Here is a 22,721-nt window from a genome sequence, read left to right on the forward strand (position 1 = left end):
CCTTCGCGGTAGGAGCGGGCGTCCTCCCTACCTGCTACCAAAATCGACGCAGCAATAACCACGGTCATTCTGTCGCTGAATGTCGCGAAACTCGCTCGGCACCCACTCGCATCGGGTAATCAGGCCAGGGCTATTTCTTTCCTTCAGAAAAGGCAGCAACTTGCCGTTGAGCAGATCCCCGCCGTAACCGAACTCCGAAACATACAGGACATGTACAGGACTGCGATCTCTCAGATAGGCGAAGTAGGTCATGTGATCGACCACTACATGCTCAGCGTTGTCCGCCGGAATATGACAGGACTCGCCCAGCTCCCGGATCGAATTCAGGTGCGCCTGGACGTCCAGTACCGGTACGGACAGCGGCTGACCAGGAATACTGGCGTTTGCATAATCAGCATTGTGCAGCAGATTCGGCGTTATCAGATAAAACAGTGTAAATAACGACATGAGTGCCAGACCGGCCACAAACGCTAGAGCCAGGCGCCCCGCAATCCTGGCCGCAAACCATGGCCGGACAACCGGCAGGCACTGGAACAGCAAGACGACGATAATAATGGACAGGGGCACGTACTGGATGCCGGCGTAAAAGTTCTGGAGGTTATACAGCGCGACATTGATCAAATCGCCTGCGGCCAGCAGTGACGCCAGGAAGAGTGCCGCCGGCATCCGCCGTCTTGCCAGGGAGACGATTGCCAGGCCTACCGCCAACAAATGGCTTCCCACCACCAAAACTAGCAGGGTGTAATGAATAAGCGGGTTTAACCAGAGCAACAGACCCGGATTGTCCGTCAAGGGCGGCAACCAACCCGATTGAAAGGTTGGATTGAAGGTCAGGTGAGCAAGCATCCGTTCGGGAAATAGGCCAATGTTTTGCCAGGCCGCTCCAAAGAACGCAAGGGGGTCGCTCAACAACATTCCGGGCATGAGGCTGTTCGCAGCCAGTAAGCTTTGGATAGCAGGTGCATCCAGACAGCCGCCGAGGAAACTAGCATCGCGCAACACTTGCGCACTTAACGCAAGTACATACATCAATAGGCCGGCGCGAATCAGCAACCTGAAACCTCGGGTGGCGATCCATACGGCGGCAAGAAAGAACGGCGTAAAAAAAAGACTCTTGGGATGAGCGTAAAAAAATACCGAAAGCAGTAGCACTAACCCGCCCATTAAGATCATTTGACGTCTGCTGCTGCTCGATATGGGGGCGAACAGTGCCAAAATGCAAATGAGCAGAACCGGCAATAACATGAACTGCTCGGGGCGCGAAAGTACCCAGAGATATGGCATGACGCCAAGGGATGCAAAGGCAGCCAGTAAGGTGAAACGCCCCACCCACCCCTCTGCTGTTTGCCGGTAGCACCAGTAAGCCAACAGCCCGAACCAAGCCAACGCTAGTACAACGCCACTCACCCGCAATCCGAAAGGTTCCAGATAAGCATAAACCGAGGAAACCAATATCGCAGCTGGATAAAAAACCCAAGCTACCCAATGGCCGACAGAGGTGGTGCATTGCGGATAAAAAGAGAGCATCTGCCCGCTTTCCATGAAAAAGCGTGCATTGTTGAACTTCGTCACAACCTCATCAGAGTAGACAGGAAGAAACACTCCGCTGAGCAGTGCACAGATCAACACCATGGGAATCAGCAGTAGAATTTTTTTTGGTAAAGCGTTACTCATGGTAAAAAACCAAGTCGACAGACAAAAGAGGTGCGCAAGCTAACATCAGCTGACCGGTGGGTGAAGCACGTCGTTGCAGCGACCCTCTTCGCACTGCAGCTAAATCCTTCCGCCGGCAACATTATTTTTTGCCTGGATGCCCCGGGATGCCTAGTTGCTGGCCTGCTTTCGAACAAAGACCGATCCCGCCTTTATGAATGAGCCACTTGGCACAGACGTATGATCTACCACCACCGCACCGGCACCAATGAAAGTATCGATGCCGACCCTGGAGTGTCCGCAGAGAGTGGCATTCGGGGAAATGAAGGTGTTTCCATCGACCACGCAGTCGTGATTGATCACAGCCCCAGGCCATACAACGGCAAGATCCCCGACCTGCGTTCTGATGTCCAGAACAGCACGCGCCATAACCAAGGCGCCAGCACCAATCGTGGTGCTGTCACTCACGTACGCCTGTGGATGAATGAAAGAGGGCAGGCTGTACCCATGAGCTAGCAGCTCGTCGAACTTGCATCGACGCGCCTCAAGGTGTTTGTACCCGATGGCAATGGCAAAGTCATACTCATTAGGCGGACTCGTCCGGATAACGTCCTCCAGCGTTCCAATAACACCCTCGCCGGCGTGCCAGTCATCGACGAAACCGGCGAAATGCGCCCCGCTGTGTCGTACCAACTCACGCACGACGACTCCAAACTCCGTTGACCCATAAACCAGAATTTTCTTCTTCATTGATCACTGCCACTCCCTCTATATTGACTAAACGCCAAGAAAACCAGCGTCTAGTATCCGCGCTCTAAGATATCAGAGTCCCTAATGTTAAAAATCAAATCAGCACCGCGGGAACATTCTGCGCGCACGGTGTCTGGTTCCGCGCATAGCCATGCAGATTCTGCGGCTGTCACTTCAATTTCCCCAGGCGCCCCCCTCTCCTCCTGCCTTATTCCGTCACAGCCCACACCGCTGCCAGGCCACGGAGGCCTGACTGGTGAAATCTTCACCGCGAGCCTCACCCCAAACCGTACGAGCAAGATGTCACCCGGCTTTGCGGTGGCGGTCATCATGTCCTCCAGACAAAAAAACCAATCGATGGAGGGAAGAGATGAGAATCGTTGAAGGCGGGTTTCATACTGAGCAGTTTCATACCTCTTGAAGCCTAATAAAAGGCTACAAGTCCCGATCAACACTGGTACACTTGTACATTTCAAGACGTAACTAAATGCTGAACTCCATACAGTTTCTCAGGGCCTTCGCCGCATGGATCGTGGTACTGCATCACTACGTACAACTTTCTGGAAATAAAGAAAGCAACATAGTTACCGCATTTCTCTACAACTATGGATCGATAGGCGTAGATATTTTCTTTATTATCAGCGGCTTTGTTATTTATGCATCGACCTCTAATAAAACAATCTCCCCAAAAGAATTTGCCATTCACCGAATAGCTCGAATAGTGCCAGCCTACTGGCTATACACCCTGATCACCGCGCTCACAATAATTATGGCACCAAGCATAATGCCAGCCCTTGGAATCAGCTTGGAGTTCTTGTTAAAAAGCATGTTGTTTTTGCCAGCACAGAATCCCTCAGGGCTTGGGCTATTCCCAGTATTATCTGTAGGGTGGACGTTAAATTTCGAAGCTGTTTTCTATTTGATTTTTGCTTTATCCCTGCTCACTCCGAAGTATCTACTTTCCGCAGGGCTTTTTATTGGAATCGTGCTCATACAAACGTTCGCACCCAAGCTAGGAGGCTCATTCGCATTCTACGGAACACCGATAATTTACAATTTTTTGTTTGGCGTTTTTATTGCGGAAATTTATAAACGCGGCTATCACCACTCGATATCCACAAGCATTGCAATATTGATTTTCGCAATATCGATCATCGTAATCGCTATGTCGAGTTTCGTCGACCACAACCCCCTACGCATCGGATTGCCCTGCACTGCCATAATGCTGGCACTGATCTCTCAAGAGCCCCGCTTTTCCGAGAAACGCAAAATAAACAAGCTCGGGGATTGGTCTTACTCAACTTACTTATCACACCCGATAATTATATTTTATGTACTCGCCCTCCAAAAAAAAACCAATTTAGACCCAACGATGGCATTACTAACGATTTGCGCTGCCGTCCTGCTTTGTTCTTATGTGAGTTACAAGTACATTGAACTACCGTCCTCCGGACTCCTAAAGCATATCCTTCAACCTAAGATCAAGAAGCTTTCAGTACCCAATTAGAAGTTGATTTACGAGAACGAATCTTTAGATCTAGATGGTGAGTTCATAGCGCGGAGCATGGCCGCTGCCAATGGTGGTGCAGCCTGTACAGTAAGCCAGGGGCCAAGCATGTTAACCTTGGCATGTGCTGATCAAGCGAGGCTATAGGTTCGGAATTTTCGAATCGAAATGCCTCATTTCACCCAAAGACTTTGATATTTATCCATAAGCCACTGATGAATAAAGCTATTTCCGATCTCTCCTCTCACACGCCAATGATGCAGCAGTACTGGCGCCTGAAAAACCAGCACCCTGACCAGCTGATGTTCTACCGCATGGGCGACTTCTACGAAATCTTCTATGAAGACGCGAAGAAGGCCGCCAAATTGCTGGACATCACCCTGACCGCCCGTGGGCAGTCGGCGGGTCAGGCGATTCCGATGTGTGGGATTCCTTACCACGCAGCGGAAGGTTACCTGGCGAAACTGGTCAAGCTCGGCGAGTCGGTGGTGATCTGTGAGCAGGTCGGCGACCCGGCTACCAGCAAAGGACCGGTGGATCGTCAGGTGGTGCGGATCATCACGCCGGGCACGGTCAGCGATGAAGCGCTGCTGGATGAGCGTCGGGACAACCTGATCGCGGCAGTGCTGGGTGACGAGCGTCTGTTCGGCCTGGCGGTGCTGGATATCACCAGCGGCAACTTCACCGTGCTGGAGATCAAGGGCTGGGAAAACCTGCTGGCAGAACTGGAGCGGGTCAATCCGGTAGAGCTGATGATCCCGGATGACTGGCCGAAGGATCTGCCGGCGGAGAAACGTCGTGGGGTTCGTCGCCGTGCGCCGTGGGATTTCGAACGTGATTCGGCGCTGAAAAGTCTTTGCCAGCAGTTTTCCACCCAGGACTTGAAAGGTTTCGGCTGCGAGAACCTGACCCTGGCCATCGGCGCCGCCGGTTGCCTGCTCAGCTACGCCAAGGAAACCCAGCGCACTGCCCTGCCCCATTTGCGCAGCCTGCGTCATGAACGCCTGGACGACACCGTGGTGCTGGACGGCGCGAGCCGTCGCAACCTGGAACTGGATACCAACCTGGCTGGCGGTCGCGACAACACGTTGCAATCGGTGGTCGACCGCTGCCAGACCGCCATGGGCAGCCGCCTGCTGACCCGCTGGCTGAACCGTCCGCTGCGGGATCTGACCGTATTGCAGGCGCGCCAGACCTCGATTACCTGCCTGCTCGACGGTTACCGCTTCGAGAAACTGCAACCGCAGCTCAAGGAGATCGGCGACATCGAGCGGATCCTGGCGCGGATCGGCCTGCGCAATGCCCGTCCTCGCGACCTGGCGCGTCTGCGCGATGCCCTCGGCGCGCTGCCAGAGTTGCAGGTGGCAATGGCCGAGCTTGAAGCTCCGCACATCATTCAACTGGCAACGACCACCAGCACCTATCCGGAACTGGCGGCGCTGCTGGAGAAAGCCATCATCGACAACCCGCCAGCGGTGATCCGTGACGGCGGCGTGTTGAAAACCGGTTACGACAGCGAACTCGACGAGCTGCAATCGCTCAGCGAAAACGCCGGGCAGTTCCTGATCGATCTGGAAGCCCGGGAGAAGGCCCGCACCGGCCTGGCCAACCTGAAAGTCGGTTACAACCGCATTCACGGTTACTTCATTGAGTTGCCGAGCAAGCAGGCCGAATCGGCACCCGCCGACTATATCCGTCGCCAGACCCTCAAGGGTGCCGAGCGTTTCATTACCCCGGAACTGAAGGCGTTCGAAGACAAGGCGCTGTCAGCCAAGAGCCGCGCCCTGGCGCGCGAGAAGATGCTCTACGAAGCGCTGCTCGAAGATTTGATCGCCCAGTTGCCACCGTTGCAAGACACCGCCGCGGCACTGGCCGAACTGGACGTGCTGAGCAACCTCGCCGAGCGTGCACTGAATCTGGACCTGAACTGCCCGCGTTTCGTCAGCGAGCCGTGCATGCGCATCAGCCAGGGTCGTCACCCGGTGGTCGAGCAAGTACTCACCACGCCGTTCGTGGCCAACGATCTGAGCCTCGATGACAGCACCCGCATGCTGGTAATCACCGGTCCGAACATGGGCGGTAAATCCACCTACATGCGCCAGACCGCGTTGATCGTGCTGCTGGCGCACATCGGTAGCTTCGTGCCGGCGGCCAGTTGCGAATTGTCCCTGGTCGACCGGATCTTCACCCGGATCGGTTCCAGCGACGACCTGGCGGGCGGGCGTTCGACCTTCATGGTCGAAATGAGCGAAACCGCGAACATCCTGCACAACGCCACCGAGCGCAGCCTGGTGCTGATGGACGAAGTCGGTCGCGGCACCAGCACCTTCGACGGTCTGTCCCTGGCATGGGCTGCGGCCGAACGCCTGGCGCATCTGCGGGCGTATACGCTGTTCGCCACCCACTACTTCGAGCTGACGGTACTACCGGAAGCGCAACCGCTGGTGGCCAACGTTCACCTCAATGCCACCGAGCACAACGAACGCATCGTGTTCCTGCACCACGTGCTACCAGGGCCCGCCAGCCAGAGCTACGGCCTTGCGGTTGCGCAGTTGGCCGGTGTGCCGAGCGAAGTTATCGTGCGCGCCCGCGAACACCTGGGCCGGCTGGAAGCGACCGCCCTGCCTCATGAAGTTCCCAAGACCGCCAAAGGCAAACCGGCCGCGCCGCAGCAGAGCGACATGTTCGCCAGCCTGCCGCATCCGGTGCTGGATGATCTGGCCAAACTTGATCTTGACGACATGACACCGCGTCGCGCGCTCGAAATGCTCTATACACTAAAGACACGGATCTAACGCACTTGCCTGCAAGCTGTTAGAATCTCGCGCGGTTTGGGATGCTGCTGGCTTATAGCCTGACCAGCAGACTATCGCTCCCAAACCTGGCGACCCCAACGTGAAGGGGCTCCGCTGCCGCCGCCTGAGGAGAAAATTAGAAATGACCTTCGTCGTCACCGACAACTGCATCAAGTGCAAGTACACCGACTGCGTAGAAGTCTGTCCGGTGGACTGCTTTTACGAAGGCCCGAATTTCCTGGTGATTCACCCGGATGAGTGCATCGACTGCGCACTGTGCGAACCAGAGTGCCCTGCCGTGGCCATCTTCTCCGAAGATGAAGTCCCGGAAGACATGCAGGAATTTATTCAGCTGAACGTTGAGCTGGCGGAAATCTGGCCCAACATCACCGAGAAGAAAGAATCGTTGCCCGACGCCGAAGAGTGGGATGGCGTCAAAGGCAAGATCAAAGACCTCGAACGCTGATTACCCCGCGTTCTCGAAAAGGCCCCTTGTGGGCCTTTTTGCTTTTCTGCAGGCAAAAAAAAGGGGCGGTCTGACCCGCCCACATTTTTTCCCTATTCCCTGTGTTCCTTTTCATCGTCCTGATGAATCGCTTCCTGCGATGTCCTTTCCCCTCGTCCTTGAAGGGCGTGTCTGTCCGTCGACACAGTTCAGATACTAGAGAATTCCCCACCAAGAGCAAACGCCCCGGTTAGCTGAAACTGGCTGTCACAAGCTATTAATATTAAAAAATAAGCATATAAATCAATCAGTTAAACATGTCTCACATAGGAATATGTACGGCTGCTACCCATGAAATTAGCGAATACTTACGAAAGAGTAAGCAAACACTTACAGCGAGAGACTACAAAGCAGATGTGATTACGGAGGGAACTTCCAGCCCGCCTCCCAGGAAATAAAAAACCCCGAACCAGTCGGGGTTTTTAGGGCTTACTCAGCAAATTGCTTATTGAAACAGTGACTCGCTCGACAGGCCATTCTTCTCGAGAATCTCCCGAAGACGCTTCAGGCCTTCAACCTGAATCTGTCTGACCCGCTCCCGGGTCAGGCCAATCTCCAGGCCTACATCTTCAAGCGTGCTGCTCTCGTGACCGCGCAGGCCGAAGCGGCGTATCACCACTTCGCGTTGCTTGTCAGTCAGCTCCGAGAGCCATTGATCGATGCTCTGGGACAGGTCGTCATCCTGCAACAGTTCACATGGATCGGTTGGACGGTCATCGGTTAGGGTGTCCAGCAGGGTTTTATCCGAATCCGGACCCAGCGAGACGTCGACCGAAGAAACCCGCTCGTTCAGGCCGAGCATGCGCTTGACCTCTCCCACTGGTTTTTCCAGCAGGTTGGCAATTTCTTCGGGCGAGGGTTCGTGATCGAGTTTTTGCGTCAGCTCCCGTGCAGCCCGCAGGTACACGTTGAGCTCTTTGACCACATGAATCGGCAACCGGATGGTCCGGGTCTGATTCATGATCGCGCGCTCGATGGTCTGACGAATCCACCAGGTTGCGTAGGTCGAAAAGCGGAAGCCGCGTTCGGGGTCGAACTTCTCTACTGCCCGGATAAGCCCGAGGTTGCCCTCTTCGATCAAGTCCAGCAGCGACAGGCCACGATTGACGTAACGCCGGGCGATTTTCACCACCAGCCGCAGGTTACTTTCAATCATGCGTTTGCGCCCAGCCGGATCTCCACTTTGCGACAAGCGCGCAAAATGAACTTCTTCTTCGGGGGACAGCAGAGGGGAAAAGCCAATCTCATTGAGGTACAGCTGCGTGGCATCGAGTGCACGCGTGTAGTCAATGTACTTGTGTTGCTTTAGCGTGGCGGAGTGTTTGGATTTGGCACGAACGGAAGGTGGAGCAGCCCCTTCATCATTCGACATCGAATCCGTACCGATGCCGGTCTCCATCAGGAGAACCTCATCGTCGATGTCAAACTCCGGCACTTCTTTACTGAGAGCCATTGTTATAGTCCTTTGGTGAGTTCGACCTCAGGCTCAAGCGGCGCCTTTATCCTTGGCAACGCTGGAGCCTGTTCCCTCTACGCGACGGAACAGGCTGGAAAGCGATCAACGACGTGGCAGGAATTGCAGCGGATCTACTGGTTTACCTTGTCGGCGAATCTCAAAATGCAGCTTCACCCGGTCTGTTCCCGTTGACCCCATTTCGGCAATTGTCTGTCCGACCTTGACCTGCTGCCCCTCCCGAACCAACAGCCTGCGGTTATGTCCGTAGGCACTGACGTAGGTATCGCTGTGTTTGATGATGACTAATTCGCCGTAGCCCCTTAAGCCACTCCCGGCGTACACCACCGTCCCATCAGACGCAGCTAAAACAGGCTGTCCCAAATCCCCTGCGATATCAATTCCTTTATTCAAACTGCCGTTTGAAGAGAATTTACCAATGAGAATGCCATTAGATGGCCATCCCCAGCCGGTCGGGGCCGGACCGGCAGGAGGCATCGGAGCAGGGGTCGACTTGCTGGCGACGGACGGTACAACCACTGCTGTGCTGGTGGTTGCGCCATTCGCCTGGCGCCGGATAACCGTGGTTTTCAGCGACGAAGAAGGCGTTGAATCTATGGAGCTGGCCACCGGCGTCGGCGTTGAACCGGTGCGACCGTCAAAGCGAATCGTCTGACCCGGATGAATCGTATACGGCGTAGGAATGTTGTTGCGGGCCGCGAGGGCTTTGTAGTCCCAGCCGTAGCGAAAGGCAATGGAGAACAAGGTGTCTTTAGGTCGAACGACGTATTGACCCGTGGTCACTGCCGGACGCTGGGCGACCGCGTTGTTGCGATCGACGACGCGTACTTCACTCGACTTGTTACTGGAACAACCGACCAGCAAGGTGCTCAAAACAAGGCCAGTCACCAGGCGCTGAAAGCTCGTTTTACCCATTCGCTGCGCAATGACTGTGAGACTCACCCGCCGCTCCCTTTGTGGTGGCTGAAAATGTGGATTGCCGTGTTCCGGCATGAAATGTCGCAAGTATAACGGGCCGTGCAGGCTTTACCTTTAATGAAACGAAATGGCTTCTCGCACACGTTTGCTGCCTGACGATGAATCCCGTTTAACTGATCGATGCCGCTGTAAGACAGGGGCAATCGAAGAGAATTCAGCGCGCTGAAACAAATGCTCAGGCGAGCGGCCCATTGAGTAACGGGACGAAGCGAACGGCCCCCAGAACACGCCTGGAAAAGCCCTGCTCTTCCCGGATGATCAGCATCAATTGTTGAACCTCACCCGATCCGACCGGGATCACCAGCCGCCCTCCCGGAGCCAATTGATCAAGCAACGCCTGAGGTACATCGGTCGCCACCGCGGTCACGATAATGCCGTTGTACGGCGCCAGCGCCGGCCAGCCTTCCCAACCATCGCCCCAGCGGAACACCACGTTGCGCAGGTTCAGTTCCACCAGGCGTTCCTTGGCCCGGTCCTGCAGAACCTTGATGCGCTCGACGGAAAATACCCGCTCGACCAGTTGCGACAGCACCGCCGTCTGGTAGCCCGAGCCGGTGCCGATTTCCATCACCTTGTCGAGAGGACCTGCCTCGAGCAGCAACTCGCTCATGCGAGCCACCATATAAGGCTGCGAGATGGTCTGGTTATTGCCGATCGGCAGCGCCGTGTCTTCGTAGGCACGGTGGGCCAACGCCTCGTCAACGAACAGGTGACGCGGTGTACGGCGAATGACTTCCAGCACCTTGGCGTTGCAAATTCCCTCTTCATACAGGCGCTGAATAAGGCGCTCACGGGTCCGTTGTGAGGTCATCCCGATGCCGCGACGCAGAATATCGTCTTGTTCACGAGCCATTAGTTCAGCCCCTCCAGCCAGCCATCGAGACTTCTGAAGGCATCATTAAAGGTGCGATCCAGTTGCAGTGGGGTGATTGAAACATAGCCTTGCATCACCGCATGAAAATCGGTGCCCGGGCCGCCATCTTCGGCATCCCCCGCCGCCGCAATCCAGTAACCGGATTTACCGCGCGGGTCGACCACTTTCATCGGCGCTGCAGCACGTGCGCGATGTCCGAGGCGGGTCAGCTGAATACCGCGGATGTGGTCCAGCGGCAAATTGGGAATGTTCACGTTCAGTACCGTACGCGGTGGCAGTTCAAGATCCGCGTGAGCCTCGACCAGTTTGCGCGCAAAGTACGCAGCTGTGGGAAGGTTCTCCACTTGCCGTGAGGCCAACGAAAAGGCAAACGAAGGAAGAGCCAGGAAACGTCCCTCAAGGGCCGCCGCCACGGTGCCGGAATACAACACGTCATCACCCAGGTTGGCGCCCAGGTTGATGCCCGAAACCACCATGTCCGGCTCGCGTTCCAGCAAGCCATTGAGGCCCAGGTGCACGCAATCGGTAGGTGTGCCATTGAGGCTGATAAAGCCGTTGGCCAGGGTTTGCGGGTGTAACGGACGGTCGAGCGTCAGCGAGCTGCTGGCGCCGCTTTTGTCTTGGTCCGGGGCGATAACCACGCATTCGGTGTAATCCGCCAGCGCAGCATAAAGCGCGGCAAGACCGGGTGCGGTTACCCCATCGTCGTTAGAAATCAGAATACGCATGGGCTGTCCGTCTGCCCCACCGGCACCAGATCAACGAGCTCGCGCACCAATACGGTGGCGAAGCATCCGGCCGGGAGGACGAATTCCAGTTGCAGAATGTCAGGCTCGGGATAATGCCACGTCAACCCACCAATGGGCAGTCGCAGGATGCGACGTTCGTGGCTCATACCGGCGTTAATCAACCAATCGCGCAAGTCCGCTTCGCGATCGGCGATTGCCTGCTCCAGTTCATGGACAGCGCCCGTGGCCGGCGAGTCACCTTCGCCCCACTGCGGACCGGTCGGGTGCAGATCGAGAATCGCCAGACGCGGGTCACTGCACTCGGCAACACCTGCCGGAAAGAAACTGCGGCTGTCGGTGAAGGCCAGCAGATCGCCAACCTGGGCACGCTGCCAGCTGCCATCGGCAACACGCGCCGCCAACACCTGATTAAACAGAAAACTGCGCGCCGTAGAGAGCAGACGCGAACGCACATTGCGCTGCTCCGGCAACGCTTTACGCGCCGCCCAGGCACGGGCATCGACCACGTTGCCGCCGTCAAACCCGAAACGCTGGGCGCCGAAATAATTGGGAATACCTTGCTTGGCGATCAGTTGCAGACGCTCCTCGATCGCCGCTTTGTCGCCAGCGAATTGCGTCAGTCGCAACGTGAAGCCATTGGCCGAGTGAGCACCGCGCTGCAGCTTGCGTTTGTGCCGGCCGATCTTGAGGATCTTCAGCGTATCGTTTTCCGCCGCCGACAGATCAGGATCAGCCTTGCCCGGCAGCTGCACGCTGAACCACTGGCGAGTCAGCGCCTGACGATCCTTGAGGCCCGCGTAACTGACGGTGCGCAATGGCACGCCCGCCGCCTTGGCGATCCGCCGTGCTGCTTCTTCGGTATTCAGACCGCGCTTTTCCACCCAGATCCACAAGTGTTCGCCGTCGCCACTGAGGGGGATATTGAGGACTTCATCGACCTGAAAATCTTCCGCCGTGGCTTTCAATACTGCGGTGCCGAGGGCTTGGCCATAGGCCCGCGGGCCGAGCAATTGCAGTTCGTTCATGCGCGCAGCAACAAGGCGACGGAGTGCACGGCAATGCCTTCTTCGCGACCGACAAAGCCGAGCTTTTCGGTGGTGGTAGCTTTCACGTTCACTTGATCCAACTCAACTTGAAGATCCGCGGCAATCAGCGCGCGCATCGATTCGATATGCGGGGCCATTTTCGGCGCCTGGGCGACGATGGTGTTATCGACGTTGCCGACTTTCCAGCCCTTGGCATGGATCAGTGCGACGACATGACGCAACAGCACACGGCTGTCGGCGCCCTTGAATGTCGGGTCGGTGTCCGGGAAATGCTTGCCGATATCACCCAGCGCAGCGGCGCCGAGCAAGGCATCGCTCAAGGCGTGCAGCAGGACGTCACCGTCGGAGTGAGCGAGCAGCCCGAAGCCGTGTGCAATGCGCACGCCGCCCAGAGTAATGAAATCGCCTTCAGCGAAACGGTGCACATCATAGCCGTGGCCAATACGCATAAAAAAACGCCCCGATTTTTGTCAGGGCGTGATTCTACCTGCATTAGACGCCTAGGGCGCGCCCATGATGTTGCAAGTGGTCGTCGATAAAACTGGCGATGAAGAAATAGCTGTGGTCGTAGCCGGGTTGCAAGCGCAACGTCAGCGGATGACCGGCCAGTTTGGCAGCCTGCTGCAAGGCTTCAGGCTTGAGCTGGGCGGCCAGGAAATCGTCGCGATCACCTTGGTCGACCAACAACGGCAACTTCTCGTTCGCTTCGGCAATCAGGACGCAGGCATCCCACTCACGCCATTTCGATCGGTCTTCCCCCAGGTAGCGGGAAAAGGCCTTCTGCCCCCAAGGGCAATCCATCGGGTTGTTGATCGGCGAGAACGCCGACACCGACTGATAACGCCCCGGATTACGCAACGCGCAGACCAGCGCGCCGTGGCCGCCCATGGAGTGACCGCTGATGCCGCGTTTGTCCGAGGCCGGGAAATGGGCTTCGACCAATGCGGGCAATTCCTGCACGACATAGTCATGCATCCGATAGTGCCGGGACCAGGGTTCCTGCGTGGCATTCAGATAAAACCCGGCGCCGAGACCGAAGTCCCAGGCGCCATCCGGATCACCCGGCACATCAGGGCCACGAGGGCTGGTGTCCGGTGCAACGATGATCAGCCCAAGCTCGGCGGCCATGCGCATGGCGCCGGCCTTTTGCATGAAGTTTTCGTCGGTGCAGGTCAGGCCGGACAACCAATACAGCACCGGCAACTTGCCGCCCTGCTCCGCTTGCGGCGGCAGGTACACGGCAAACACCATGTCGCAGCCGAGCACATCGGAGCGGTGCCGATAGCGCTTGTGCCAGCCGCCGAAGCTCTTCTGGCAGGAGATATTTTCCAGGCTCATGACCGACCTCAGAAATGGATGACAGAACGGATGCTCTTGCCTTCATGCATCAGGTCGAACGCCTTGTTGATATCTTCAAGGCCCATGGTGTGGGTGATGAACGTATCCAGCGGGATTTCGCCGGTTTCAGCCATCTCGACATAGCTTGGCAACTCGGTACGGCCACGCACGCCACCGAACGCCGAACCGCGCCAGACGCGACCGGTCACCAGCTGGAATGGACGGGTGGAGATTTCCTGGCCGGCACCGGCAACACCGATGATCACCGACTCGCCCCAACCTTTGTGGCAGCACTCAAGAGCAGCACGCATCAATTGGACGTTACCGATGCACTCGAAGGAAAAGTCGACGCCGCCATCGGTCATGTCGACGATGACTTCCTGGATCGGACGATCGAAATCTTTCGGGTTCACACAATCGGTTGCACCCAACTGCTTGGCGATCTCGAATTTGGCCGGGTTGATGTCGATGGCGATGATCCGCGCAGCCTTGGCTTTGACGGCGCCGATCACGGCCGACAGGCCGATGCCGCCGAGGCCGAAAATGGCGACGGTATCACCTGGTTTTACCTTGGCGGTATTGAGGACTGCACCGATGCCGGTGGTGACACCGCAGCCCAGCAGGCAGACTTTTTCCAGTGGCGCTTCTTTGGGGATTTTGGCGACAGAGATTTCCGGAAGTACGGTGTACTCGGAGAACGTCGAGGTCCCCATGTAGTGGAAAATAGGTTGGCCCTTGTAGGAAAAGCGCGAAGTGCCATCCGGCATCAGGCCTTTGCCCTGCGTCGCGCGAATCGCCTGACACAAGTTGGTTTTGCCCGACAGACAGAATTTGCACTGGCGGCATTCCGGGGTGTACAGCGGGATCACATGATCGCCGACTGCGACGGAGGTCACGCCCTCACCAATCGCCTCAACCACCGCGCCACCTTCGTGACCGAGGATCGAGGGGAAGATGCCTTCCGGGTCCGCGCCCGACAGCGTGTAGGCATCGGTATGGCAGACACCGGAGGCAACCACACGCAGCAGGACTTCACCGGCCTTGGGCATGGCGACATCGACTTCAACGATCTCGAGGGGTTTCTTGGCCTCGAAGGCAACGGCAGCGCGCGACTTGATCATGTGGATTCTCCAGTGAATAAAAACGAGACAGTGAGTGTAATACACCGCCACACGGTGAATAATCGGGACAAATGCAAAATATTATTGCCGTACAGGGATAATCCTAAATGTCGGAAAACCGCTGGGAAGGGATCGACGAGTTCGTCGCCGTGGCCGAGTGCAGTCAGTTCACGGCTGCCGCCGAACGCCTCGGGGTTTCGTCCTCCCACATCAGTCGACAAATTGTACGCCTCGAAGAGCGGCTTCAGACCCGACTGCTGTATCGCAGCACCCGCCGGGTCACGCTGACCGAAGCCGGGCAAACCTTTCTGCAACATTGCCAGCGCTTGCAGGATGGCCGCGAAGAAGCCTTGCGCGCAGTCGGCGATCTGACCAGTGAACCCAAAGGCATGCTGCGCATGACCTGCGCCGTGGCGTATGGCGAACGATTCATCGTGCCGCTGGTGACGCGATTCATGGGGTTGTATCCGCAACTGCGCATCGACATTGAACTGAGCAATCGTCAACTTGACCTGGTCCATGAAGGCCTGGACCTGGCAATCCGCCTCGGTCGCCTGCAAGACTCGCGGCTGGTGGCGACACGTCTGGCGCCACGGCGAATGTACCTGTGCGCATCGCCGTCCTACCTGGAACGGTATGGTCGCCCACACAGTCTGTCGGAACTCAGCCGCCACAACTGCCTCATCGGTAGCTCGGATATCTGGCAACTGGAACAGAACGGGCGGGAATTTTCCCAGCGGGTACAGGGAAACTGGCGCTGCAACAGTGGGCAAGCGGTGCTGGATGCCGCGTTACAGGGCGTTGGTTTATGTCAGTTGCCGGACTATTACGTGCTGGAGCATCTGAAAAACGGTGAATTGATTTCGCTGCTGGAAGCTCACCAACCACCGAACACCGCCGTGTGGGCGCTTTATCCACAGCAGCGGCATTTGTCGCCGAAGGTGCGCAAGTTGGTGGATTATTTGAAGGAGGGGTTGGCGTTAAGGCCGGAGTATCGAAGCTAGGCGTTCACCGGCGTGCCAGCAAGAGATCGAGTGCCTGGACAGCAGGCTCACTCCTACAGTGGACGTAACCTTGTAGGAGTGAGCCTGCTCGCGATTGGGGATAACACTGAACCCGAGTCAATCAGTGACGATTGGACCAACGCTGGCGCAACCACTCGAGGTCTTCGGGGCGAGTTACTTTGAGGTTGTCGGACCGGCCTTCGATCAGGCGCGGCGCCAGGCCCGCCCACTCCATGGCCGAAGCTTCGTCAGTGATGACCGCATCGGCCACCAGACTGTCGGCCAACGCCCGATGCAATGCACCAAGGCGAAACATCTGCGGCGTATAGGCTTGCCAGATCACACTGCGATCCACGGTTTCGACCACACGACCGTGTTTGTCTACCCGTTTGAGGGTATCGCGTGCCGGAACCGCCAGCAGTCCACCGACCGGATCCTCGGCGAGTTCACCCAGCAACTTGTCCAGATCATCACGGCTCAGATTCGGCCGCGCGGCATCGTGAACAAGCACCCAATCCTCATCGTCAGCGCCTTGCGCATGCAAATGCAGCAACGCATTGAGTACCGACCCGGAACGCTCGGAACCCCCTTCAACCCGCTGAATTCGCGGATCGCTGGCACACGCCAGGTTCGGCCAATAAGGATCATCAACAGCAAGACTGACCACCAACCCTTTCAGGCAAGGATGATCAAGGAAACAGCCGAGGCTGTGTTCGAGAATAGTGCGCCCGCCCAGTTGCAAGTATTGCTTGGGACGGTCCGCGGCCATACGGGCACCGACGCCCGCGGCAGGAATTACAGCCCAGAAGGCCGGTAACGAGGGGTTCATTGAGCCAACTGGTAAAGGGTTTCACCGTCCTTGACCATGCCCAACTCATGACGAGCCCGCTCTTCAACGGTCTCCATGCCCTTTTTCAGTTCACTGACTTCAGCGTCCATCACCCGATTGCGCTCAAGCAGCCCCTCGTTCTCAGCGTGTTGATCTGCGATCTGCTGAGTCAGTTCGGCCACTTGCGCCAGACTGCCATTACCCACCCACAGGCGGTATTGCAGGCCAGCCAGCAGCAGGAGCAAGACGAGGAACAACCAATTGGGACTGCGCATCGAATATCAGGTATCCAGTGAAAAAAGACAGCCATGCCAAAACTTTGAAGCTTCTGATAGCACGAAGCCTGGAAGAACCAGGCTTGTGCTTATAAGGCATCAGATTAGTGGCAAATCCATCGCTGTAGCGATTTTTCCGACACAATCCGGTGTCTTTTTTACCCGTTAACGATTAACCGCGGAATTCGCTGCGACCGTTGTACTTGGCTTTGCCATTCAACTGCTCTTCGATACGCAGCAGTTGGTTGTACTTGGAAACGCGGTCGGAACGGCACAGGGAACCGGTCTTGATCTGGCCAGCCGAGGTGCCCACTGCCAGGTCGGCAATGGTCGAATCTTCGGTTTCGCCGGAGCGGTGCGAGATCACGGCGGTGTAACCAGCGGCCTTGGCCATCTGGATGGCTTCCAGGGTTTCGGTCAGGGTGCCGATCTGGTTGAACTTGATCAGGATCGAGTTGGCGATCTTTTTATCGATGCCTTCTTTCAGGATCTTGGTGTTGGTCACGAACAGGTCGTCGCCTACCAGTTGGACTTTCTCGCCGATCTTGTCGGTGAGGATTTTCCAGCCAGCCCAGTCGGACTCGTCCAGACCGTCTTCGATCGAGATGATCGGATAACGCTCGGTCAGGCCTTTCAGGTAGTCAGCGAAACCTTCAGCGGTGAACACCTGGCCTTCGCCGGACAGGTTGTATTTACCGTCTTCGTAGAATTCGCTGGCCGCGCAGTCCAGTGCCAGGGTCACGTCGGTGCCCAGCTTGTAACCGGCGTTGGCCACGGCTTCGGAGATCACTTTCAAAGCGTCTTCGTTGGAAGCCAGGTTCGGTGCGAAACCACCTTCGTCACCCACAGCAGTGCTCAGGCCACGGGCCTTCAGAACAGCTTTCAGGTGATGGAAAATCTCGGTACCCATGCGCAGACCTTCCGAGAAAGACTTGGCGCCTACTGGCTGGACCATGAATTCCTGGATGTCGACGTTGTTATCGGCGTGCTCGCCACCGTTGATGATGTTCATCATCGGAACCGGCATCGAGTAAACACCCGGGGTGCCGTTCAGGTTGGCGATGTGAGCGTACAGCGGCAGGTCCTGGTCCTGTGCGGCGGCCTTGGCGGCTGCCAGGGAAACGGCGAGGATCGCGTTGGCGCCCAGGGAGCCTTTGTTTTCAGTGCCGTCGAGCTTGATCATCGCGTGATCCAGCGCTTTCTGGTCGCTAGGATCTGCACCTTTCAACAGGTCGCGGATCGGACCGTTGATGTTGGCGACGGCTTTGAGAACGCCTTTGCCCAGGTAACGGCTCTTGTCGCCATCACGCAGCTCGAGCGCTTCACGCGAGCCAGTGGAAGCACCGGACGGCGCGCAAGCACTGCCGATGATGCCGTTATCGAGAAGCACATCCGCTTCCACGGTGGGGTTGCCACGGGAGTCGAGAACTTCACGACCTTTGATGTCGACGATTTTTGCCATTGTTGTAAACACTCCAAAGTTGACGAAAACGACGCAGCTGAAGGAAATCTTGTATCGCCGGCAAGTGACGTGCAGCGGGCAGACTTGCGGACGATAAGGCCCAAGCCCGAGGGCCTGAGCATTAATTCGTGCGGTACTTTACCGGAGAAATGAGGATTACGCGGTTTCTACCGTCGGAAAACTCTTCACCAGTTCGTCCAAAGCTTTGAGCTGGGCCAGGAATGGCTCCAGTTTGTCCAGACGCAAGGCGCAAGGGCCGTCGCATTTGGCGTTGTCCGGGTCCGGGTGAGCCTCAAGGAACAGGCCGGCCAACGACTGGCTCATGCCAGCTTTGGCCAGATCGAGGACCTGAGCGCGGCGACCACCAGCGGAATCGGAGCGACCGCCGGGCATTTGCAGCGCGTGGGTCACGTCGAAGAACACCGGGTATTCGAACTGCTTCATGATGCCGAAGCCGAGCATGTCGACGACCAGGTTGTTGTAACCGAAGCTCGATCCGCGTTCGCAGAGGATCAACTGATCGTTACCCGCTTCCACGCATTTGCTCAGGATGTGTTTCATTTCCTGAGGCGCGAGGAACTGGGCTTTCTTGATGTTGATTACCGCACCGGTCTTGGCCATCGCGACCACAAGGTCGGTCTGGCGCGACAAGAAGGCCGGCAACTGGATGATATCGCAGACTTCAGCGACGACCGCGGCCTGATCAGGCTCGTGGACGTCGGTGATGATCGGCACGCCGAACGCTTGCTTGATGTCCTGGAAAATCCGCATGCCCTCTTCCAGGCCGGGGCCACGGTAAGAGGTCACGGAGGAACGGTTGGCCTTGTCGAAACTGGCCTTGAACACATAAGGGATACCGAGTTTCTCGGTGACCTTTACGTATTCTTCGCAGACCTGCATCGCCATGTCGCGGCTTTCCAGCACGTTCATGCCACCGAAAAGCACCATTGGCTTGTCGTTGGCAATCTCGATATCGCCTACACGGATGATCTTCTGCGCCATAGGAATTACGCCTTCTTCTGGTGTTGAACCAATGCTGCTTTAACGAAACCGCTGAACAACGGGTGACCGTCGCGTGGTGTCGAGGTGAATTCAGGGTGGAACTGGCAAGCGACGAACCATGGATGATCCGGGGCTTCAACCACTTCTACCAGGGCGCCATCACCGGAGCGACCGGTGATTTTCAGACCGGCTTCCATGATTTGCGGCAGCAGGTTGTTGTTCACTTCGTAGCGGTGACGGTGACGTTCGACGATCACGTCCTTGGCATAGCAATCGTGCACCAGGGAACCTGATTCCAGCAGGCAATCCTGAGCGCCAAGGCGCATGGTGCCGCCCAGGTCGGACGATTCGGTACGGGTTTCGACGGCGCCGGTGGCATCTTCCCACTCTGTGATCAGACCCACGACCGGATGACCGCTGGCACGATCGAACTCGGTGGAGTTGGCGTCTTTCCAGCCCAGCACGTTACGAGCGAACTCGATCACGGCCACTTGCATGCCCAGGCAGATGCCCAGGTACGGAACCTTGTTTTCACGAGCGTATTGAACGGCAGTGATCTTGCCTTCCACGCCACGCAGACCGAAGCCGCCTGGTACCAGAATCGCGTCGACACCTTCGAGCAGCGCAGTGCCCTGGTTTTCGATGTCTTCGGAATCGATGTAGCGCAGGTTGACCTTGGTGCGGTTGCTGATGCCGGCGTGACTCATCGCTTCGATCAGCGACTTGTAGGCGTCCAGCAGTTCCATGTACTTGCCGACCATGGCGATGGTGACTTCATGCTCAGGGTTGAGCTTGGCGTCGACCACGGCTTCCCACTCGGACAGATCGGCGCCGCCACATTGCAGGCCGAAACGCTCGACAACGAAATCATCCAGGCCCTGGGAGTGCAGAATGCCCGGGATCTTGTAGATGGTGTCGGCGTCTTCCAGCGCAATCACCGCACGTTCTTCAACGTTGGTGAACTGCGCGATCTTGCGACGCGAGGAGATGTCGATCGGGTGATCGGAACGGCAGACCAGCACGTCTGGCTGCAGGCCGATGGAACGCAGTTCCTTGACCGAGTGCTGGGTTGGCTTGGTTTTGGTTTCGCCGGCAGTGGCGATGTACGGCACCAGTGTCAGGTGCATCAGCATCGCGCGCTTGGCGCCGACTTCGAAACGCAATTGACGGATCGCTTCGAGGAACGGCTGGGACTCGATGTCACCCACGGTGCCACCGATCTCGACCATGGCCACGTCGGCATCGCCGGCGCCCTTGATGATCCGGCGCTTGATTTCGTCGGTGATGTGCGGGATCACCTGAATGGTCGCGCCCAGGTAATCACCACGGCGCTCTTTGCGCAGGACGTGTTCGTAGACACGGCCGGTGGTGAAGTTGTTGTTCTGGGTCATGGTCGTGCGGATGAACCGCTCGTAGTGGCCCAGGTCCAGGTCGGTCTCGGCGCCGTCGTGGGTGACGAACACTTCACCGTGCTGGAACGGGCTCATGGTGCCCGGGTCAACGTTGATGTACGGGTCCAGCTTCAGCATGGTGACCTTAAGTCCCCGCGCCTCCAGGATGGCCGCCAATGAAGCCGATGCGATGCCTTTCCCCAATGAAGAAACAACACCGCCCGTGACGAATATGTAGCGCGTCATGAAAAACCCTAGAAGTCTGCGTTAAAGCGGTCCGAGCCGCCGGGGAAAGCGAAGGAAGGCCGAAGCCCCCGATCACCTGCATTAATCACAGTGCACCTTTCAAAAAAACCGCCGCGTTGGGACAGACCGGAAGATGAAACACCGGTACGTTGCTCGCTACACATTTTTTGGAATCGCCCAGCAAAGACTGCTTGGTAATCGGCAACTCCTGCAATTCATGCGAATCCACAGAAGTTGTATCAAGAAGGGAGCGTAGTCTACCGGAAAGCCCCTTTCAGCTCAAACCTTGATCTTCGGTCGGTGGCTGCCAATGCAAATTCCAACGGTCCTTTGCGCTGCCATCCAAGCCCCGCAGGTTGGCCACCGCCAGCAATTGCTCGTCTCGGTAGAGCAGCGGCAATCTGCCACGGGCGAACGCCGGCACACCACGTTCATTGAGCAAACGCTTTAGATCGCGATGGCCGCGACCGGGCAGATTCATCACCTCACCTCCCTCACGATAGCGGATATGCAGCAGGCCATCGGGGATTTGACCGGTGAGTGTGAGCACGCCGTTGTCCGGCAACACCAGCGATAGCGAGGGGTCGGGCCAGTTTCCGACGGCGGGCGACGGGCGCAACCAACTGCCGGACAACCACCAGATACGCCCACCTGCCCGATGCAGTTCGCCATCCGCCAGCTGCCAGATCGGGCAGGCATCGCTGGTGGCATCACGCAAACTCTCCCAACCCGACCAATGGTCACTGTCCGGCAGTCGCGTCAGCGGTTCGAGCCAATGACTTAACGCATTACGCTGACGAGCAGCGGACAGCGTTTCCAATGCCACCAGCTCCAGGGATGGCAATCCCAGCCAATCAAAATCATTGGCAGTGCTGGCGCCAGCCAGGTCGATTTGTGCAAGCTCATCGAGCAATCCCTGCGCTTCACTCAGGTGCGCAGCGCAGCGGGCCATGGTCGTTACCGCTTGTGGCCAGCGCTGAGTCAATACCGGGAATACTTGATGGCGCAGGTAGTTTCGCGAGAATTGCCGATCCTGGTTCGATGGGTCTTCGATCCAGCTCAGCCGATGCTCCGCCGCATAGGCTTCAAGTTCAGCCCGCGTGATGTCGAGCAATGGCCGAAGCAGCTGACCTTTACCGAGCGGGCGCTGGCGAGGCATCCCCGACAACCCCTTCACCCCTGCCCCGCGCAACATCCGAAACAACAGGGTTTCTGCCTGATCGTCACGGTGCTGGGCGGTCATCAACACTTCATTGGCCTGAGTCGCCTCGATGAACGCGGCATATCGCGCATCCCGGGCTGCACGCTCAAGACTGGCGCCGGGCTGAATCTGCGCGCGAACAACCTGCAGCGGCACACCTAGCGCATCACAGACCGACTGACAATGATCCGGCCACGCATCAGCCACAGCCTGAAGACCATGATGGACGTGGATGGCGTTTAGCGCCGGCAGGGATTGGGTTTTGGCGAGATCGGCGAGCAGGTGCAGCAGGACTGTGGAGTCGAGGCCGCCGGAGAAGGCGATGCGCCAGGCCCTAGCGTTTAGCCAGGGTTTCAGACTCCGGAGTAGCCTGGCTGACAGATCAATCTTGGGCTGACTCATATCAATCACTTCATGCAAATCAAATGTGGGAGATTCTATGTTGCCCCGCAACCCTGAATTCTCAGGCTGACAAGTATTCGCTCTGATTTTTCATCAGGGCGAATGCCACCCGACAGAGC

The 22,721-nt window shown here is 57.2% G+C and carries 20 protein-coding genes; 4 read left to right on the forward strand and 16 right to left on the reverse strand.

Going from position 1 to position 22,721, the window contains the following annotated elements; all coding sequences use genetic code 11:
• Window positions 1-27 precede the first annotated feature (27 nt).
• Window positions 28-1,674: a hypothetical protein gene (locus QF010_RS32600; RefSeq protein WP_429534731.1), complete on the reverse strand. Its 1,647-nt coding sequence runs from the start codon at window positions 1,672-1,674 to the stop codon at window positions 28-30.
• Between the two features lie 150 nt (window positions 1,675-1,824).
• A complete protein-coding gene (locus QF010_RS32605; RefSeq protein WP_429534732.1) occupies window positions 1,825-2,403 on the reverse strand; it encodes a PglD-related sugar-binding protein in 579 nt (192 codons plus the stop codon).
• Between the two features lie 487 nt (window positions 2,404-2,890).
• On the opposite strand from QF010_RS32605, the gene QF010_RS32610 reads away from it, so the two are divergent.
• The 3 genes from QF010_RS32610 (at window position 2,891) to fdxA (ending at window position 7,171) form a co-directional block, all read left to right on the forward strand.
• Window positions 2,891-3,910, forward strand: coding sequence for an acyltransferase family protein (locus tag QF010_RS32610; protein ID WP_429534733.1), 1,020 nt, complete (start codon window positions 2,891-2,893; stop codon window positions 3,908-3,910).
• Window positions 3,911-4,137: 227 nt separating this feature from the next.
• The gene (mutS, locus tag QF010_RS32615; RefSeq protein WP_429534737.1) at window positions 4,138-6,705 is read left to right on the forward strand and encodes a DNA mismatch repair protein MutS; all 2,568 of its coding nucleotides are present in this window, start codon (window positions 4,138-4,140) and stop codon (window positions 6,703-6,705) included.
• A gap of 142 nt (window positions 6,706-6,847) precedes the next feature.
• On the forward strand, window positions 6,848-7,171 hold the full coding sequence (fdxA, locus tag QF010_RS32620) for a ferredoxin FdxA (RefSeq protein WP_003222178.1): 324 nt from the start codon (window positions 6,848-6,850) through the stop codon (window positions 7,169-7,171).
• A gap of 484 nt (window positions 7,172-7,655) precedes the next feature.
• On the opposite strand, the gene rpoS is transcribed toward fdxA, so the two are convergent.
• The 8 genes from rpoS to QF010_RS32660 form a co-directional block, all read right to left on the reverse strand.
• Window positions 7,656-8,663, reverse strand: a complete 1,008-nt coding sequence (gene rpoS, locus QF010_RS32625; RefSeq protein WP_033059902.1) for an RNA polymerase sigma factor RpoS — start codon at window positions 8,661-8,663, stop codon at window positions 7,656-7,658.
• A 105-nt stretch (window positions 8,664-8,768) separates the two neighbouring features.
• A complete protein-coding gene (locus QF010_RS32630) occupies window positions 8,769-9,626 on the reverse strand; it encodes a peptidoglycan DD-metalloendopeptidase family protein (RefSeq protein WP_033059904.1) in 858 nt (285 codons plus the stop codon).
• Between the two features lie 211 nt (window positions 9,627-9,837).
• Window positions 9,838-10,473, reverse strand: a complete 636-nt coding sequence (locus tag QF010_RS32635; protein WP_177327881.1) for a protein-L-isoaspartate(D-aspartate) O-methyltransferase — start codon at window positions 10,471-10,473, stop codon at window positions 9,838-9,840.
• Between the two features lie 41 nt (window positions 10,474-10,514).
• A complete protein-coding gene (gene surE / locus QF010_RS32640; RefSeq protein WP_033059906.1) occupies window positions 10,515-11,264 on the reverse strand; it encodes a 5'/3'-nucleotidase SurE in 750 nt (249 codons plus the stop codon).
• The gene (gene truD / locus QF010_RS32645; protein WP_033059908.1) at window positions 11,252-12,310 is read right to left on the reverse strand and encodes a tRNA pseudouridine(13) synthase TruD; all 1,059 of its coding nucleotides are present in this window, start codon (window positions 12,308-12,310) and stop codon (window positions 11,252-11,254) included. The genes surE and truD overlap by 13 nt, the downstream gene beginning before the upstream one ends.
• Window positions 12,307-12,780 (reverse strand): 2-C-methyl-D-erythritol 2,4-cyclodiphosphate synthase, encoded by a 474-nt coding sequence (ispF, locus tag QF010_RS32650; protein WP_010462780.1) that lies wholly within the window; start codon window positions 12,778-12,780, stop codon window positions 12,307-12,309. The genes truD and ispF overlap by 4 nt, the downstream gene beginning before the upstream one ends.
• 43 nt (window positions 12,781-12,823) lie before the next feature.
• The gene (gene fghA, locus QF010_RS32655) at window positions 12,824-13,669 is read right to left on the reverse strand and encodes an S-formylglutathione hydrolase (RefSeq protein ID WP_429534734.1); all 846 of its coding nucleotides are present in this window, start codon (window positions 13,667-13,669) and stop codon (window positions 12,824-12,826) included.
• An 8-nt stretch (window positions 13,670-13,677) separates the two neighbouring features.
• Entirely contained in the window at window positions 13,678-14,790 is a 1,113-nt protein-coding gene (locus tag QF010_RS32660; protein ID WP_033059912.1) for an S-(hydroxymethyl)glutathione dehydrogenase/class III alcohol dehydrogenase, read from the reverse strand.
• 107 nt (window positions 14,791-14,897) lie between these two features.
• Between QF010_RS32660 and QF010_RS32665 the strand changes: the two genes are divergently transcribed.
• Window positions 14,898-15,794 carry a LysR family transcriptional regulator gene (locus QF010_RS32665; protein ID WP_033059914.1) on the forward strand — a complete coding sequence of 299 codons (897 nt, stop codon included), beginning with the start codon at window positions 14,898-14,900 and terminating at the stop codon, window positions 15,792-15,794.
• Between the two features lie 121 nt (window positions 15,795-15,915).
• On the opposite strand, the gene ispD is transcribed toward QF010_RS32665, so the two are convergent.
• The 6 genes from ispD to tilS all read right to left on the reverse strand — a co-directional run bounded on the left by ispD (window position 15,916) and on the right by tilS (window position 22,602).
• Window positions 15,916-16,623 carry a 2-C-methyl-D-erythritol 4-phosphate cytidylyltransferase gene (gene ispD / locus QF010_RS32670; RefSeq protein WP_429534735.1) on the reverse strand — a complete coding sequence of 236 codons (708 nt, stop codon included), beginning with the start codon at window positions 16,621-16,623 and terminating at the stop codon, window positions 15,916-15,918.
• Entirely contained in the window at window positions 16,620-16,898 is a 279-nt protein-coding gene (gene ftsB / locus QF010_RS32675; protein WP_008028992.1) for a cell division protein FtsB, read from the reverse strand. Before ftsB ends, ispD begins: the two co-directional genes overlap by 4 nt.
• A gap of 172 nt (window positions 16,899-17,070) precedes the next feature.
• The gene (gene eno, locus QF010_RS32680; RefSeq protein ID WP_033059918.1) at window positions 17,071-18,360 is read right to left on the reverse strand and encodes a phosphopyruvate hydratase; all 1,290 of its coding nucleotides are present in this window, start codon (window positions 18,358-18,360) and stop codon (window positions 17,071-17,073) included.
• Between the two features lie 156 nt (window positions 18,361-18,516).
• Window positions 18,517-19,362 carry a 3-deoxy-8-phosphooctulonate synthase gene (gene kdsA / locus QF010_RS32685; protein WP_033059920.1) on the reverse strand — a complete coding sequence of 282 codons (846 nt, stop codon included), beginning with the start codon at window positions 19,360-19,362 and terminating at the stop codon, window positions 18,517-18,519.
• Between the two features lie 5 nt (window positions 19,363-19,367).
• Window positions 19,368-20,999 carry a CTP synthase gene (gene pyrG / locus QF010_RS32690; RefSeq protein WP_429534736.1) on the reverse strand — a complete coding sequence of 544 codons (1,632 nt, stop codon included), beginning with the start codon at window positions 20,997-20,999 and terminating at the stop codon, window positions 19,368-19,370.
• A 274-nt stretch (window positions 21,000-21,273) separates the two neighbouring features.
• Complete coding sequence (tilS, locus tag QF010_RS32695; RefSeq protein WP_033059925.1) at window positions 21,274-22,602, reverse strand: tRNA lysidine(34) synthetase TilS; 1,329 nt, start codon at window positions 22,600-22,602, stop codon at window positions 21,274-21,276.
• Window positions 22,603-22,721: the final 119 nt, after the last annotated feature.

Source organism: Pseudomonas silensiensis, assembly GCF_050434865.1.
GTDB lineage: Bacteria > Pseudomonadota > Gammaproteobacteria > Pseudomonadales > Pseudomonadaceae > Aquipseudomonas > Aquipseudomonas fluorescens_W.

Excerpts from the sequence above, each read along its gene's own strand:
- QF010_RS32600 (WP_429534731.1), bottom strand. The coding sequence starts at position 1,674 with ATGAGTAACGCTTTACCAAAAAAAATTCTACTGCTGATTCCCATGGTG.
- QF010_RS32605 (WP_429534732.1), bottom strand. The coding sequence starts at position 2,403 with ATGAAGAAGAAAATTCTGGTTTATGGGTCAACGGAGTTTGGAGTCGTC.
- QF010_RS32610 (WP_429534733.1), top strand. The coding sequence starts at position 2,891 with ATGCTGAACTCCATACAGTTTCTCAGGGCCTTCGCCGCATGGATCGTG.
- fdxA (WP_003222178.1), top strand. The coding sequence starts at position 6,848 with ATGACCTTCGTCGTCACCGACAACTGCATCAAGTGCAAGTACACCGAC.
- rpoS (WP_033059902.1), bottom strand. The coding sequence starts at position 8,663 with ATGGCTCTCAGTAAAGAAGTGCCGGAGTTTGACATCGACGATGAGGTT.
- QF010_RS32635 (WP_177327881.1), bottom strand. The coding sequence starts at position 10,473 with ATGACCTCACAACGGACCCGTGAGCGCCTTATTCAGCGCCTGTATGAA.
- surE (WP_033059906.1), bottom strand. The coding sequence starts at position 11,264 with ATGCGTATTCTGATTTCTAACGACGATGGGGTAACCGCACCCGGTCTT.
- truD (WP_033059908.1), bottom strand. The coding sequence starts at position 12,310 with ATGAACGAACTGCAATTGCTCGGCCCGCGGGCCTATGGCCAAGCCCTC.
- ispF (WP_010462780.1), bottom strand. The coding sequence starts at position 12,780 with ATGCGTATTGGCCACGGCTATGATGTGCACCGTTTCGCTGAAGGCGAT.
- fghA (WP_429534734.1), bottom strand. The coding sequence starts at position 13,669 with ATGAGCCTGGAAAATATCTCCTGCCAGAAGAGCTTCGGCGGCTGGCAC.
- QF010_RS32660 (WP_033059912.1), bottom strand. The coding sequence starts at position 14,790 with ATGATCAAGTCGCGCGCTGCCGTTGCCTTCGAGGCCAAGAAACCCCTC.
- QF010_RS32665 (WP_033059914.1), top strand. The coding sequence starts at position 14,898 with ATGTCGGAAAACCGCTGGGAAGGGATCGACGAGTTCGTCGCCGTGGCC.
- ispD (WP_429534735.1), bottom strand. The coding sequence starts at position 16,623 with ATGAACCCCTCGTTACCGGCCTTCTGGGCTGTAATTCCTGCCGCGGGC.
- ftsB (WP_008028992.1), bottom strand. The coding sequence starts at position 16,898 with ATGCGCAGTCCCAATTGGTTGTTCCTCGTCTTGCTCCTGCTGCTGGCT.
- eno (WP_033059918.1), bottom strand. The coding sequence starts at position 18,360 with ATGGCAAAAATCGTCGACATCAAAGGTCGTGAAGTTCTCGACTCCCGT.
- kdsA (WP_033059920.1), bottom strand. The coding sequence starts at position 19,362 with ATGGCGCAGAAGATCATCCGTGTAGGCGATATCGAGATTGCCAACGAC.
- pyrG (WP_429534736.1), bottom strand. The coding sequence starts at position 20,999 with ATGACGCGCTACATATTCGTCACGGGCGGTGTTGTTTCTTCATTGGGG.
- tilS (WP_033059925.1), bottom strand. The coding sequence starts at position 22,602 with ATGAGTCAGCCCAAGATTGATCTGTCAGCCAGGCTACTCCGGAGTCTG.